A 15,084-nucleotide genomic window follows, 5' to 3' on the forward strand; every position below is an offset into this window, starting at 1 on the left:
ACAGCGCATTACCTATAACTGTAAGAAAGAAGTCGGTACAAACTATAACCAGCGTATTCTCGGTACGAGAATCAAACACCATATGGGTGATGTATCAATTATTATCACCTGATAAGAATTATCACCAGTTACCAACGGCAAGCCTTGATGGTAACTGGTATGTAGTTCCTATTACTGGTGATAACGTTATTTTGCCAGCTTTTTGAGCCTGTTCATGATATCCGGATCTTTCCAGTTCGTTGTGATCGGCTCATTTCCTATCCCGTGTGCCTTCAGGCTTTTTTCTGCTTCCGCAACCGCATGGATCATCGCTTCGCTGCCAAGGTCCAGGTATTCTTCGGTCGTCTGGATGTTTTCATGACCAAGGAATCTCTGGATTGTGGCAATGCTTGAACCGTTAAGAAGCATATGGGTTGCCTTTGACCTGCGCATGGTATGTGGTGAAACTGCTTTGTTTCCTAATGTTGGTTCCTTTTTATTTGAAATTAACTATAAAAGTTTGATTGCAGCTATAAGCTGCGCTATGTTATAATAAATTGTATCGGTGCGAGCTGTGTAAGCAGGCAATCAATTCCCATGCGGAAATTGCTGACAAATTACAATCATGAAGGCTGGCAGCGTATGTGCAGATGTCAAAGCAATTATATGAAGCTTAAAAGCAGGCTGCGGATTTTTGATAAAATGAGAGGAATTAACCTATGGCGGAATTTGTTCAACTGGAGAATATCACGAAAGTATATAAGATGGGTGAAGTGGAGATCCGGGCTGTAGACGGAATTGATTTTGCCATTAAAAAGGGGGAGTTCGTGGTCATCGTAGGTCCCAGCGGGGCGGGAAAGACGACGGTTCTGAACATTCTTGGCGGGATGGATACCGCTACCACAGGCAGGATCACGGTGGACGGAGAGGATATTACCGGATACAATGAGCGTCAGCTCACCGGTTACCGGAGAAATGATATCGGATTTGTATTCCAGTTTTACAACCTGGTCCCGAACCTGACGGCAAAAGAGAACGTGGAGCTTGCGCTGCAGATCTGTAAGGAACCGCTGGATGCGCAGACGGTGCTGGAGGACGTAGGGCTGGGAGACCGCCTGGATAATTTTCCGGCACAGCTTTCCGGAGGGGAGCAGCAGCGCGTATCTATCGCCCGGGCACTGGCAAAGAATCCCAAGCTGTTGCTCTGTGATGAGCCGACCGGAGCGCTGGACTACAATACCGGGAAGGCAATCTTAAAGCTCTTGCAGGATATGTGCAGAGAAAAAGGCATGACTGTGATCGTGATCACTCACAATTCCGCATTGGCTCCGATGGCGGACCGTCTGATCAAGATCAAGAACGGAAAGGTATCCAGCATGGAGACCAACGCGCATCCGCTGTCCATAGACCTCATCGAGTGGTAGGAGGATGCCTGTAAAAGCTAGTATTCAGACGGACTGTAGCTGCAGGCAATTTATAGTGCGCGCCAGATAAATCTGCCATGCGGCATATCAGGATAAATTATGGAAAAAGAAAACGGCAGGTTTTACATATGGGTAAAAAAGCATTAAGAAAAGATTTTTTCATGGAGATCAAAACCAGCTTCGGAAGGTTCATGTCGATTTTCTTTATCGTGGCCATCGGGGTTGCGTTTTTTTCGGGAATCCGTGCCACGGAACCGGATATGCGGTACTCGGGGGATGCCTATTTTGATGAAAAGAAGCTGTTTGATATCCAGGTGATCAGCACACTCGGACTCACAGCGGATGATGTCCGGGCCTTGAAAAAAGTAAGCGGAGTGGAGAGGGTAGAATACGGTTATTCCGTAGACGCCCTGTGTCTGGCAAATGACAGCCAGCAGGCGGTACATATCATGTCCATCCTTCCTGGCATGAACCTGCTGACCGTGGAGGAAGGCAGGCTTCCCGAGAAAAAGGACGAATGTGTGGTAGATGTGGATTATCTTGGAACCAGCGGATACAGGATCGGAGATCAGATCACATTTACCTCCGGGACAGATGACGCGATCACGGACAGCCTGAATGTGGATACATTTACCATAGTAGGAACTGTCAGCAGTCCGTGCTATATCGGATTTCACAGAGGAAGTACGACCATCGGCACCGGAAATATTGCCGGCTTTATCAGTGTGCCGGAAGAAAGCTTTGCGATGGACATCTATACAGAAATCTATGCATCGGTAGAGGGCGCGGCCGATCTGCTGGCATTTACGGATTCTTATACGGACCGTGTGGAGGAAGTAAAGGAACAGGTTGAGGAGATCCGTGAAGAGCGGGAGGAAGCGCGGTATCAGGAAATCATAGATGAGGCAAACGAAGAGCTGGACGACGCGAAAAAAGAACTGGAGGATGGAAAGAAAGAAGCGGAGAAAGAGCTTGGCGATGCCAAAAAGAAGCTGGACGACGGTCGGAAGCAGCTGAATGACGGAAAAAAGAAGATCAGCGACTCCGAAGCGGAATTGGAAAAATCCCGGGCAGACCTGATCTCCGGTCAGAGTGAAGTGGATCAAAACCGGGAGGAGCTGAATCGGCAGAACGCCCTGCTGAATGAAAAGATAGAGGAATACAACCAGCATGTAGAAGAGTATAACGGACAGCTGGAAGAATATAACAAGAAGCTGGCGGAATTTAATCAGCAGCTGGATGAATTTAACGAAAAGAAAGAAGAATTTTACGAGAAGAAGCAGGAATACGAACAGGGCAGAGCAGAATATGAACGGGGGCTGAAAGAATATAACAGCAATAGGCAGCTTCTGGAGGAGAAGAGCGAGGAACTGGAGGCGGGCTTCTGCGCGGTGGAGGAAGGCTTTGCGGAACTGGAGGCAGGAGCCAATACGCTGAACGGAGCGAAGGCGCAGTATGACGGGCTGAAGGCGCAGTATGATGCGCTCGTTGCCAGCGGTACGGCAGATGCCGCTACACTGGCAGGAATGGAGGCTGCAATGCAGACTCTGGCCGGGCAGATTGCCGAAGGAGAAGCGCAGATCAGTGCAACCCGGACACAGCTGCAGAATACTCAGGCCCAGCTGGAAGCCGGAAAAATCGAATTGGAAAACGGAAAAGCCCAACTGGAAGCCGGAAAAGCAGAACTGGACGCGGCAGGCCCTCAGTTGGAGGCGGCAAGACTCCAGATTGAAGCGGCTCAGGCCCAGATCAATGATGCACAGGCTCTGTTTGACGAGGGGCAGGCCCAGTTAGACGACGGGGACCGTCAGCTGAAGGATGCGAAGGCGCAATTGGACGACGCTCTGGCCCAGCTGGAAGACGGGAAAAAGCAGATCCAGTCCGGAAGGGATCAGCTGGATGATGCCCAGGCTCAGATCAATGACGGCTGGTATCAGCTGGAGCAGGGGCAGATCAAGCTTGCGGATGCCCGCGCAGAGCTTGCGGAGAAGGAGCAGGAGCTGGCAGATGCCGAGAAGAAGTACCAGGAGGCAAAGGAGGAAGCGGAGGACGAGATTGCGGACGGGGAAAAGAAGATTCTGGACGCAGAGGATGAGATCAGCAAGATCGAACACGCCAAATGGTATATCAACGACCGGGACGACCTGCCGGAGTATGCCGGATATGGGGAAAACGCAGACCGCATGCGGGCCATCGGAGAGGTATTTCCCGTGCTGTTCTTTCTGGTGGCGGCTCTGATCAGCCTGACCACCATGACCCGTATGGTAGAGGAGCAGCGGACCCAGATCGGAACCCTGAAAGCGCTTGGATATGAACGGCATTCCATCGCTGGAAAGTATTTGGGCTATGCCTGCCTGGCTACGGTGACCGGAAGTGTTGTAGGTGTGCTGTTCGGAGAAAAAGTATTTCCCTATATCATCATCACGGCCTATGGGATCATGTACGAGCACATTCCCAATGTGGTGATCCCGTATGACATTTATTATGCGTTGCTGGCATCGGCAGCAGCTCTGGCATGTACATTGCTTGCTACTATTTTTTCCTGTTACCGGGAGCTTCGGGAGCAGTCGGCTGAGCTGATGCGCCCGCCGGCGCCGAAGCAGGGTAAGCGGGTTTTGCTGGAAAGAGTCCCGTTTATCTGGAGTCGGCTGAATTTTACGTGGAAGGCCACGGTACGGAATCTGATCCGGTATAAGAAGCGGTTCTTTATGACGATCTTCGGAATCGGAGGATGCATGGCGCTGCTTTTGGTCGGCTTCGGCCTGAAGGACTCAATTTTTGACATCGGATATCTGCAGTACCATGAGCTGCAGATCTATGACGGAGATATCATTTTAAATGAGGACGCGACCACAAAGGAAAAGAAGCAGGCATATGAGACGCTTGCGGAAGATCCAAGGGTGGACCAGACGGAGCGGAACCTGCTCAAGCAGGTGACGATCAGCAGCGGGAGCGGGAAAAAGGACGTCTACCTGAATGTACCGGAGGACGTGGAGCTGTTTTCGCAATTTGTGATCCACAGGGACCGGATCACAAAAGAGGTCTATACACTTGATGACGAGGGTGTGATCCTGACGGAAAAAATGGCGAAGCAGCTGCAGGTAGAGGTTGGGGATACGATCCGGATAAAAGACGATGCAAAGGGAGAGACCGAAGTCAAGATTTCTTCAATCTGTGAGAATTACATGCAGCATTACCTTTATATGACTCCCGGCCTTTATGAGGAAGTGCGCGGAAGGGTGCCGGAATACAATTCTATCTACTTTACCATGAAGGAAGGAAAAGAGCAGGAGCTGGAGGATGTCGGCGAGTCCGTTTTAAAGGAAAAGGGCGCTTTGAGCGCAAGCTATACGAAGGACATCGAGGCGCAGCTGGACGATATGCTCGTGAGCCTGAACATCGTTATGGTGGTGCTGGTGATCTCGGCGGGGATGCTGGCCTTTGTGGTGCTGTATAACCTGAATAATATCAATATCACAGAGCGCAAGCGGGAACTCGCTACCTTGAAAGTGCTGGGCTTTTATCCCGGCGAGGTGGCCCAGTATGTATACCGGGAAAATGTGATCCTGACGGTGCTGGGCGCGTTTGCGGGGATGGTGCTTGGAAAATTCCTGCATCAGTTTGTCATCGTGACGGTGGAAATCGATTCGGCCATGTTTGGGCGGAATATCGATGTCAGCAGCTTTATTTATGGATTTGTGATTACTGTCGGGTTTTCGGCATTTGTGAACGGCGTTATGTATTTTAAATTAAAGAAGATCAATATGGTTGAATCTCTAAAGAGTGTGGAATGATCCTGGATCAGGAACTGCAGAGAGGCGTTTTGAAAACGTATTCGAAGCGGTTCCTGATTTTTACGTAGTAGACAATGATGGATTCAGGCTAAAACACAAAAAAGATGGGAAAGATTTCACAAAAGAAACATATCTTTTTCGTATACTGATTAAAATTGAAACGCAAAAATCTCGTGAACGATTTTTTCATGCTATGCATGTAATGGATTTATAACAAAGACGATTGTGCGCATAGTTATAAAAATTCGGCACCGCGGGAAAAAGGAGAATTGCCCTATGGAGAAGATTAAGATTTTAGTCGTGGATGATGAGAGCAGGATGCGCAAGCTTGTCCGGGATTTCCTTGTAAGGGAGGGATATGTGGTCCTGGAAGCCGGGGATGGCATGGAAGCCATGGACATTTTTTATGAGGATAAGGATATCGCGCTGGTCATTCTGGATGTGATGATGCCGAAGATGGACGGCTGGCAGGTGTGCCGTGAGATCCGGGAGCATTCGAAAGTACCGGTGATCATGCTGACGGCCCGCTCGGATGAACGGGATGAGCTGCAGGGCTTTGAACTGGGGGTAGACGAATACATTTCCAAGCCCTTTAGTCCCAAGATCCTTGTTGCCAGAGTGGAAGCGATCCTGAGAAGGACTCTTGGCACGGAGAAGAATGATGTCATCAATGCAGGCGGGATCCTGATCGACAAGGCGGCCCATATCGTGAAGATTGATGACCGGCAGGTAGACTTAAGCTATAAGGAATTTGAGCTGCTGTCCTATTTTGTGGAGAATCAGGGAATCGCGCTATCCAGGGAAAAGATCCTGAATCATGTTTGGAATTATGACTATTTTGGGGACGCTCGTACCATTGACACCCATGTGAAAAAGCTGCGGAGCAAGATGGGAGAAAAGGGAGAGTGCATCAAGACGATCTGGGGCATGGGGTATAAATTTGAAGTGGTGTGATATACCCTGTATGAGACACAGGAAAACAGGCGGCGGTTTTGCTGCCGGCAGATGGAAGGCTGAATTATGACAAAATCAATCAAACGGCAGCTTGTGGTGGTATTTGTCGGACTGATCGCAATGCTTCTGGCAGTGGTCTTTCTTGTAAATTCTATTTTCCTGGGACAATATTATATCCTCCATAAAAAGACGGATATGATCGAGATGTATCAGATGATCGATTCCGCAGTGACGACAGGAAGCCTGACCGAGAAAAAAGAACAGGAAGAGATCAACGGAAAAAGTGAGAGCGCAAATATTTCTATGCTGGTCCTCAAGCACACAGGCGAGTATTCTCTGGACTATGTCTTGTTTTCGATACAGTCCAAGGAAGTGCTGGAGGCTCAGATGTTCGGCTACATCACAGGAAATAATATGGCAGAGGTGCTGGATCAGACAGAACAGTATACGTTTTACAGATCCGGCGACCCGGTGAATAAGGACACGCTTTACCTGGAAATGTTCGGAAAGCTGTCCAACGGCGCATTGTTTCTGCTTCGAAGCCCTCTGGACAGCATCCGGGACAGCGCGGCGCTGGCCAATAAATTTTTGGCGTATGTAGGAACCGTGACGCTGGTGTTCGGAGCCTGGTTTGTCTGGTTCTTTTCCCAGAAGATCACGGATCCGATCCTGGAGCTGGCCGTACTGTCCAAGCGGATGGCGAACCTGGATTTTAACGCCAGATATACGGGGAGCGGCGATGACGAGATCGGTGTGCTGGGCCAGAGCTTCAACATCATGTCCCGGAAGCTGGAGAACACCATATCCGAACTGAAAAAAGCGAACCATCAGCTGCAGAAGGACATTGAACAGAAGGAAAAAATAGAAACGATGCGGACGGAGTTCCTGGGAAATGTATCCCATGAGCTGAAAACACCCATCGCACTGATCCAGGGATACGCGGAGGGCTTGAAGGAAGGGATCAGCGAAGATGCGGAAAGCCGTGAATTTTACTGCGACGTGATCATAGATGAATCCAATAAGATGAACCATATGGTAAAGAACCTTCTTACCCTGAATCAGCTGGAATTTGGTTCGGAGCAGCTGGAGGTGGAGCGGTTCGATGTGATCGGTCTGATCCGGGGAGTGCTTGCAAGCTGCGAGATTCTGATCCAGCAGGCAGAGGCATCCGTGGACTTTATTGCGGGAGAGGCGGTCTATGTATGGGCGGATGAATATAAGACTGAGCAGGTGTTCCGCAATTACCTGACCAATGCGCTCCATCATGTGGATCATGAGAAGCGGATCGAGATCCGAGTGATCCCGAAGGAGGAAAGCGTGCGCGTCACCGTATTTAATAGCGGAACGCCCATTCCGGAGGAGGACATCGGAAGGCTTTGGGATAAGTTCTACAAGGTGGATAAGGCCCATACGCGGGAATACGGAGGAAACGGGATCGGCCTGTCCATTGTGAAGGCCATCATGGAATCCTTTCACCAGGAATATGGGGTATGCAACTACGACAACGGCGTGGAATTCTGGTTCGAATTAGATACCAAGGAGACGCTGTAACAGCGGAACCACTGACTTTAGGCATATAAAAATCGTCAGGGAGTAACAAGGGGGCGTTACTATTCACAGTAACAAGTGGGCGGAAAAAAATAAAATTTTTTCTTGACATTTTTCAATATGGCGCATATACTGTTTACCATATTAACAAATTAATACTTTAGCACATGAAACCGATGAGCAAGAGGAGTAAGTAAGGATATTTGTTTACAGAGAGCCATAGGCGGTGGGATTATGGCAGCAAGAGTCTTTATCGAATGGACTTGTGAGGGCAGCTTGAAATTTCCAGATAGAATCCGGAAAGAGTAGACGCTGACGGGGAACCCGATCCGTTATCAGCAGGGAGTGTATGTTAGTACATGAAAGAGCGGCCGGTCTGTTCTGTTTGTTTTGGAAGAGGCGGATTGGCAATATGGGTGGCACCGCAGGGTGAATGATTTCGATGATCAGTCCTTGTCCCATTGGAAAGTAATTTCCAGTGAGACAGGGACTTTTTTTCGCTGCAAAATGGCATTTCCGCAGACATGTATGAAATCCATTGCAGAAGAAAAGGCCTCGAAAGATATGCCGGCAGCTTTTCAGGAAAGGAAGGGTAAGAGAATGCTGAGACCAGACAGTGATACCATTATGAAGCTTGCAAAAAAATATTCCGTGATTCCGATCAGCCGGGAATTGTTCGGGGACAGCACCACCCCCATTGCGATTCTCCGGAAGCTGGCACAGAAGAGCAGCAGATATTTTCTGCTGGAAAGTGTGGAGAACGGAGAAAACTGGGGGAGATATTCTTTTCTGGGGTGTGATCCGGTGACGCGGGTGACCTGCCGGAAATCCGGCCGGGTTGTGATTGAGGAAAACGGAAAGAAACGTCTGACAGAGACAGACCGTCCTCTGGAAGTATTGCGGGATATCTTGAAGGATTACAAAGCCCCGGTGCTTCCGGAGCTGCCGCCGTTTACCGGCGGGTTCGCAGGATATTTTGCCTATTCCATGATCGGGTATGCGGAGCCGGTGCTGGACATCAGGACGGGGGATTTTGCAGATTATGATGTGATGCTGTTTGACAAGGTAATCGCGTATGACCATCTGAAACAGAAGCTGATCCTGATCGTAAATATGAAGACTGATCGGGTGCTGGAAAATTATGGGAAAGCAGCCGCAGAGCTTGAAAAGCTGGCGGCCCTGACGCGGCAGGAGCTTCGGGAGGCAGAATGCTTTGAAAAGGAGGAGATCCGTTTTACCTGCGCGACAGAAAAGGAAGACTATTGCAGGCAGGTGGAGCGGACCAGGGAATACATCCGAAACGGCGACATTTTCCAGGCGGTCATCTCCCGGCAGTTTCAAAGCCCTATGAAGCAGAGTCTGCTGAACGCATATCGTGTTCTGCGGACTACCAATCCATCCCCCTACATGGTATATTTCCATACGGAGGACGTGGAGCTGATGTGTACCTCACCGGAGACACTGGCGCGGCTGAACAAAGGGAGGCTTACGACATTTCCGGTGGCAGGCTCCCGGCCGAGGGGAAGAACGGAGGAAGAGGACAGACGATTGACGGAGGAATTGCTGCGGGATGAGAAGGAACTGTCGGAGCACAACATGCTGGTGGACCTGGGGCGCAATGACCTGGGGAAGATCAGCCGCTTCGGTTCCGTTGAGGTGACGGAGTACCAGATGATCCACAAATATTCCCGGATCATGCATATCTGTTCCCAGGTCGAGGGGAAGATCCGCGGAGAACGGGACGCACTGGATGCCATCGAAGCCGTGCTTCCGGCAGGGACGCTGTCCGGGGCGCCGAAGATCCGGGCCTGCCAGATCATCGAAGAACTGGAGCAGGAACCGCGGGGAATTTACGGAGGCGCCATCGGGTATATTGATTTTACGGGAAATATGGATACCTGCATCGCGATCCGCATGGCTGTCCGGAAAAAGGATGTGGTCTATGTGCAGGCTGGAGGCGGAATCGTGGCGGACAGCGTACCGGAGAAGGAATACGAGGAATCAGGAAATAAAGCGGCGGCTGTGATCCAGGCGGTCATATGCGCCGGAGAAGCGGAAATATAGGGAAGTCAGGCTTGCGAAAATGCGGTTGGTTTAACAATGGATGATAATAGAAGGAGGCGGGGAAGGATGATATTGCTCATAGACAATTATGACAGCTTTACGTACAATCTGGTTCAATACCTGGGGACACTGCAGCCGGATATCCGTGTGGTAAGAAATGACAAGATCACGATGGAGGAAATCGCGCAGATGAATCCGACGCATATTGTATTGTCGCCGGGGCCGGGGTATCCGAAGGATGCGGGCATCTGCGAACAGGCGGTGGAAGTATTTCAGGGGAAGATCCCGATCCTGGGTATCTGCCTGGGGCATCAGGCCATCTGTGAGGCCTACGGAGCGGTGATCGCTCCGGCGGAAAAGCTGATGCACGGAAAGAAGAGCCGGATCACACTTGCCGCAGACTGCGAACTGTTCGCGGGAATGGGAAGGGAGATAGACGCGGCAAGATACCATTCCCTGGCGGCGAAAGCGGAGACCGTACCGGAAACACTGCGCGTCACGGCGGTCTCTCCGGAGGGGGAGGTTATGGCTGTACAGCACAAGGATTTTCCCGTGTATGGGCTGCAGTTCCATCCGGAATCCATTTTGACAGAAAATGGGATCCAGATTTTGAAAAATTTTTTAAATATTACAATTGGAAAGGAAGAAAAGAGCATGATTAAGGAAGCAATCTATGAATTGCTGGAAGGCAGAGATCTCAGCTATGACATGGCAAAGCAGGTGATGGAGGAAATGATGGACGGCACGGCGACCCAGGCGCAGATGGGGGGATTTTTGACAGCACTCAGGATGCAGGGCGAAAGCATTGAGGAGATCACCGCATTTGCGGAGGCCATGCGGGAGAAGGGAGTCAAGATCCATCCGGAGCGTGAGGTCATCGACATTGTGGGGACCGGCGGAGACGAGGTGGGAACCTTTAATATCTCCACCACGTCCGCATTTGTGGTGGCGGCAGGCGGAGTCCCGGTGGCAAAGCATGGGAACCGGAGCGTGTCCAGCAAGAGCGGAGCGGCCGATGTCCTGGAATGCCTGGGAGTGAATGTAGCGCTGAACGCACAGCAGAATGAGACGATCCTGAACCGGACGGGGATGTGCTTCATGTTTGCCCCGGTGTACCACTCGTCCATGAAATATGCGGCTCCGGTCCGGAGGGAGTTGGGGGTGCGCACCGTATTCAATATCCTGGGCCCCTTGTCCAATCCGGCGGCGGCAACCATGCAGCTTTTAGGGGTCTATGACAAGAAGCTGGTAGAGCCGCTGGCAAGGGTCCTGGGAAATCTGGGAGTAGTCCGGGGGGTGGCAGTGTGCGGGGAAGACGGGCTGGATGAGATTACACTGACCGGAGAAACCGTCGTGTGTGAGATCCGGTACGGCGAGATTACCCGGTATACCATCACGCCGGAGCAGTTCGGACTGCGGCGCTGCAGCCTGGATGAGATGATCGGAGGAAATCCGGAGGAGAACGCGCAGATCACCAGGGATATCCTGTCCGGAAAGGAAATGGGTGCGAAGCGGGATGTGATCTTGATGAACGCGGGAATGAGCCTGTATCTGGGAATCGACGGCATCACGCTGGCGGAGGGGATCCAAAAAGCCGCGGAGCTGATCGACAGCGGGAAGGCATTGGCGAAGCTGGAAGAATTTGCGGCGGCAACGAAGGAATATGAGATTTAAACCGAGCGATAGATCAATCTGCCGCACAGTATCAGATGATGCATACAGCCATATTAGGCACTTACGAACAATTTCTTGCACAAAATGGCAAAATTCTCGTATCGTGTTTTTCTGGTTTATCCAGGTTAGGAAATATGCTTGTACAGGAAGGGGAACGGATCATGATTTTAGATGAGATTGCAGAGTCCGCAAAAAAACGCGTTGCGGAACAGAAGAAAAAAATACCGTTTGATACGATCAGGAAGGCTGCGGAAGAAAAAGCGGCGGCTGAGCGGGAAAGCGGAAAAAACGGATTTGAATTTCCATTGGAAAAGGCGTTGCGCGGGAAGGAGATTTCCTTTATCTGCGAGGTGAAAAAGGCGTCACCCTCCAAAGGCGTGATCGCAGAGGATTTCCCTTATCTGGAGATTGCCAGGGAATATGAACGGGCAGGGGCGGCAGCCATTTCCTGCCTGACGGAGCCGGAATATTTCCTCGGACGGGACCGGTATCTGGAGGAGATTGCCGGGAAGGTGAGGATTCCGGTGCTGCGGAAGGATTTTACAGTTGACAGATATCAAATCTATGAGGCAAAGGTGCTAGGGGCCAGCGCGGTTCTTCTGATCTGTGCGATTCTGAGTGAGGAACAGCTGAGGGAGTATATCCGGATCGCAGACAGTCTGGGGCTTTCGGCGCTGGTGGAAGCACACGATGAGCAGGAGATCCGCCGGGCGCTGTCCTGCGGGGCAAGGATCCTTGGAGTGAACAACCGGAACCTGAAGGACTTCACCGTGAATGTGGAGAACAGCCTGAATCTGCGGAAGCATGTTCCGGAGGAGATCATTTTTGTGGCAGAGAGCGGCATCCGCACGGCGGAGGATATCGAAAGGCTGCGGCAGGGGAATGTGCAGGCTGTACTGATCGGGGAGACGCTGATGCGGTGCAAGGATAAAAAGACGATGCTGGCAGAGCTGCGGGGAGATGGAACAAGGCAGCCGAATGGAAAGTGAAGCAGTCAGAAAATCGGCAGGTGAGAAAGGAAAAGATTTGATGGTCAAGATTAAGATCTGCGGGCTGAAAACGATGGAGGACATCCGTATGGTGAACCGTCAGAAACCGGACTTTGCAGGATTTGTATTTGCGGGGAGCAAGCGGCGGATCACGCCGGAGCAGGCGGCGGAGATGAAAAGGGAATTGCTGCCGGAGATCCGGAGCGTGGGGGTCTTTGTCAATGAGGACCCGGAGCGGATCGCCGGGCTGACGGAAGGCGGCGTACTGGATTATATACAGCTTCACGGGGATGAGGACGCAGAGGAGATCCGGCGGATCAAGGACAGGACAGGGAAGCCGGTCATAAAGGCCGTCCGGGTGAGAAGCCGGGAGGATATCCTGCAGGCGGAGAAGCTGCCCTGTGAATATTTGCTTCTGGATGCCTACAAGGCAGGGGAATACGGAGGCTGCGGAGAGCGTTTTTGCTGGGAGATGATCCCGGAGCTGGAGAAGCCCTTTTTCCTGGCCGGCGGACTGAATGAAGAAAATATTGCAGAAGCTTTAAAAACCTGCCGTCCGTGGGCTGTGGATGTGAGCAGCTCTGTGGAAACGGACGGAAGGAAAGATGAGGAGAAGGTGCGGCGCTTTATGAGAGCCGTGAGATTGGAAAAATATGCAGGAGAGAGAGGATTCGAATATGAGCAGCAGTGAAGCAAATCAGAAAGGTAGATACGGTCAGTACGGCGGTCAATATATCCCGGAAACACTGATGAACGCAGTCCATGAACTGGAAGCGGCCTATGAGAAATATAGTCATGAGCCGGAGTTTATCAAGGAACTGGATGATCTGATGAAGAACTACGCGGGACGCCCGTCATTGCTCTATTATGCGGAAAAAATGACAAGGGATCTGGGAGGCGCGAAGATCTACATCAAGCGGGAGGACTTAAACCATACCGGCTCCCATAAGATCAACAACGTCCTGGGCCAGGTGCTTCTGGCAAAAAAGATGGGAAAGACCAGGGTGATCGCGGAGACAGGGGCCGGCCAGCATGGAGTGGCTACAGCCACTGCGGCGGCTCTGATGGATATGGAATGCGAGATTTTTATGGGAAAGGAAGACACCGACCGGCAGGCATTGAACGTATACCGGATGGAACTGTTGGGAGCGAAGGTCCATGCGGTGACCAGCGGCACCCAGACCTTAAAAGATGCGGTCAACGAGACCATGCGGGAGTGGACGAAGCGGATGGATGATACCCTCTATGTGCTGGGTTCCGTGATGGGGCCTCATCCATTTCCTATGATCGTGCGGGACTTCCAGAAGATCATCGGGGAAGAGATCAAAGAGCAGCTTGCAGAGCGGGAGGGAAAGCTCCCGGATGCGGTGCTTGCCTGCGTGGGAGGCGGGAGCAATGCCATGGGAGCATTTTATGAATTTATCCAATATCCCCAGGTGCGGCTGATCGGATGCGAGGCGGCGGGACTGGGCATTGATACAGAGAAACATGCGGCAGCCATCGCGAAAGGGAGCACAGGAGTATTTCACGGCATGAAATCCATTTTCTGCCAGGACGAATACGGACAGATCGCCCCGGTTTATTCCATTTCCGCAGGGCTGGACTATCCGGGGATCGGGCCGGAGCACGCAAGGCTGGCTGAAACGAAGCGGGCCGAATATGTTCCGGTGACGGACGAGGAGGCAGTGCGGGCATTTGAATACCTGTCCCGGACAGAAGGCATCATCCCGGCGGTAGAGAGCGCCCACGCGGTGGCCCATGCCATGAAGCTGGCACCCACGATGGGAAAGGATCAGATCATCGTCATCAACCTGTCCGGCCGGGGGGACAAGGATGTGGCGGCAATTGCAAGATACAGGGGGGGAGAGATTTATGAGTAGGATTGAAAACGCATTTCAGGGCCAAAAAGCATTTATTCCGTTTGTGACGGGCGGGGATCCCACACTTGACATTACAGAGCAGCTTTTGTATGCTATGGAGGAGGCAGGAGCAGATCTGATCGAGATCGGAATCCCATTTTCCGACCCCATCGCAGAGGGCGTGGTGATCCAGGAGGCAAATAAACGTGCACTTTCGGCAGGGTGCACCACGGATAAGCTGTTCGATATGGTAAAGCGGGCAAGGCAGAGGGTGACGGTGCCCATGGTATTTCTCACCTATCTGAATCCCATTTATACCTACGGAAAAGAGCGGTTTATGAAGAGCTGCAGGGAGTGCGGGGTCGACGGCATCATTGTACCGGATATGCCCTTTGAGGAGAAGGGGGAGCTTTTGGAAGTCTGTGAAGAATACGGCGTGGATATCATTTCCCTGATTGCGCCCACTTCAAAGGAACGGATCCGGATGATCGCCGGGGAAGCGAAGGGATATATTTACTGCGTGTCCTCTCTGGGCGTGACGGGAGTGCGCAGCGAGATCAAGACCGATATCGCCGGGATGGTAAAGCTGGTGAGAGAGACCACAAAGGTTCCCTGTGCGGTGGGATTCGGCATTTCCACTCCGGAGCAGGCCCGGAAGATGGCGGAGGTGTCCGACGGGGCGATCGTAGGAAGTGCGATCGTAAAGATCGTAGCACAGTATGGGAAGGACTGCGTGCCTTATGTAGCAGAATATGTGAGAACGATGAAAGCTTCCTGCTTACAGGCAGGTCGGTAAGGA

At 51.6% G+C, this 15,084-nt stretch carries 12 protein-coding genes and 1 other annotated feature; of the genes, 11 read left to right on the forward strand and 1 reads right to left on the reverse strand.

What is annotated here, in order from left to right; all coding sequences use genetic code 11:
- Positions 1-206: hypothetical protein (locus ACTOY7_RS16570; RefSeq protein ID WP_482672273.1), on the forward strand; the 206-nt coding region annotated here is incomplete at its 5' end.
- Here the strand turns inward: ACTOY7_RS16570 and ACTOY7_RS16575 are convergent.
- Positions 187-486 (reverse strand): tyrosine-type recombinase/integrase, encoded by a 300-nt coding sequence (locus ACTOY7_RS16575; RefSeq protein ID WP_300886187.1) that lies wholly within the window; start codon positions 484-486, stop codon positions 187-189. The two genes, ACTOY7_RS16570 and ACTOY7_RS16575, sit on opposite strands and share 20 nt — an antisense overlap.
- 212 nt (positions 487-698) lie before the next feature.
- Here ACTOY7_RS16575 and ACTOY7_RS16580 point away from each other — a divergent pair, with 212 nt between their 5' ends.
- From ACTOY7_RS16580 to trpA, 10 genes are all read left to right on the forward strand, one after another.
- Positions 699-1,403 carry an ABC transporter ATP-binding protein gene (locus ACTOY7_RS16580; RefSeq protein ID WP_160284788.1) on the forward strand — a complete coding sequence of 235 codons (705 nt, stop codon included), beginning with the start codon at positions 699-701 and terminating at the stop codon, positions 1,401-1,403.
- A gap of 128 nt (positions 1,404-1,531) precedes the next feature.
- The gene (locus ACTOY7_RS16585) at positions 1,532-5,197 is read left to right on the forward strand and encodes an FtsX-like permease family protein (RefSeq protein ID WP_482672265.1); all 3,666 of its coding nucleotides are present in this window, start codon (positions 1,532-1,534) and stop codon (positions 5,195-5,197) included.
- 276 nt (positions 5,198-5,473) lie between these two features.
- Positions 5,474-6,151 carry a response regulator transcription factor gene (locus ACTOY7_RS16590; protein WP_160284786.1) on the forward strand — a complete coding sequence of 226 codons (678 nt, stop codon included), beginning with the start codon at positions 5,474-5,476 and terminating at the stop codon, positions 6,149-6,151.
- A 66-nt stretch (positions 6,152-6,217) separates the two neighbouring features.
- Positions 6,218-7,702, forward strand: a complete 1,485-nt coding sequence (locus ACTOY7_RS16595; RefSeq protein WP_482671307.1) for a sensor histidine kinase — start codon at positions 6,218-6,220, stop codon at positions 7,700-7,702.
- 164 nt (positions 7,703-7,866) lie between these two features.
- Positions 7,867-8,163: a binding site (T-box leader), on the forward strand.
- A 136-nt stretch (positions 8,164-8,299) separates the two neighbouring features.
- On the forward strand, positions 8,300-9,763 hold the full coding sequence (gene trpE, locus ACTOY7_RS16600) for an anthranilate synthase component I (protein ID WP_482671308.1): 1,464 nt from the start codon (positions 8,300-8,302) through the stop codon (positions 9,761-9,763).
- A gap of 66 nt (positions 9,764-9,829) precedes the next feature.
- Positions 9,830-11,437 carry a bifunctional anthranilate synthase component II/anthranilate phosphoribosyltransferase gene (locus ACTOY7_RS16605; RefSeq protein ID WP_482671309.1) on the forward strand — a complete coding sequence of 536 codons (1,608 nt, stop codon included), beginning with the start codon at positions 9,830-9,832 and terminating at the stop codon, positions 11,435-11,437.
- Positions 11,438-11,598: 161 nt separating this feature from the next.
- Positions 11,599-12,426, forward strand: coding sequence for an indole-3-glycerol phosphate synthase TrpC (gene trpC / locus ACTOY7_RS16610; protein WP_482671310.1), 828 nt, complete (start codon positions 11,599-11,601; stop codon positions 12,424-12,426).
- A gap of 40 nt (positions 12,427-12,466) precedes the next feature.
- The gene (locus ACTOY7_RS16615; RefSeq protein ID WP_482671311.1) at positions 12,467-13,117 is read left to right on the forward strand and encodes a phosphoribosylanthranilate isomerase; all 651 of its coding nucleotides are present in this window, start codon (positions 12,467-12,469) and stop codon (positions 13,115-13,117) included.
- Positions 13,104-14,306 (forward strand): tryptophan synthase subunit beta, encoded by a 1,203-nt coding sequence (gene trpB / locus ACTOY7_RS16620; protein WP_482671312.1) that lies wholly within the window; start codon positions 13,104-13,106, stop codon positions 14,304-14,306. Before ACTOY7_RS16615 ends, trpB begins: the two co-directional genes overlap by 14 nt.
- Positions 14,299-15,081, forward strand: a complete 783-nt coding sequence (trpA, locus tag ACTOY7_RS16625; protein ID WP_394683283.1) for a tryptophan synthase subunit alpha — start codon at positions 14,299-14,301, stop codon at positions 15,079-15,081. Before trpB ends, trpA begins: the two co-directional genes overlap by 8 nt.
- Positions 15,082-15,084 lie beyond the last annotated feature (3 nt).

Source organism: Schaedlerella sp., assembly GCF_056796775.1.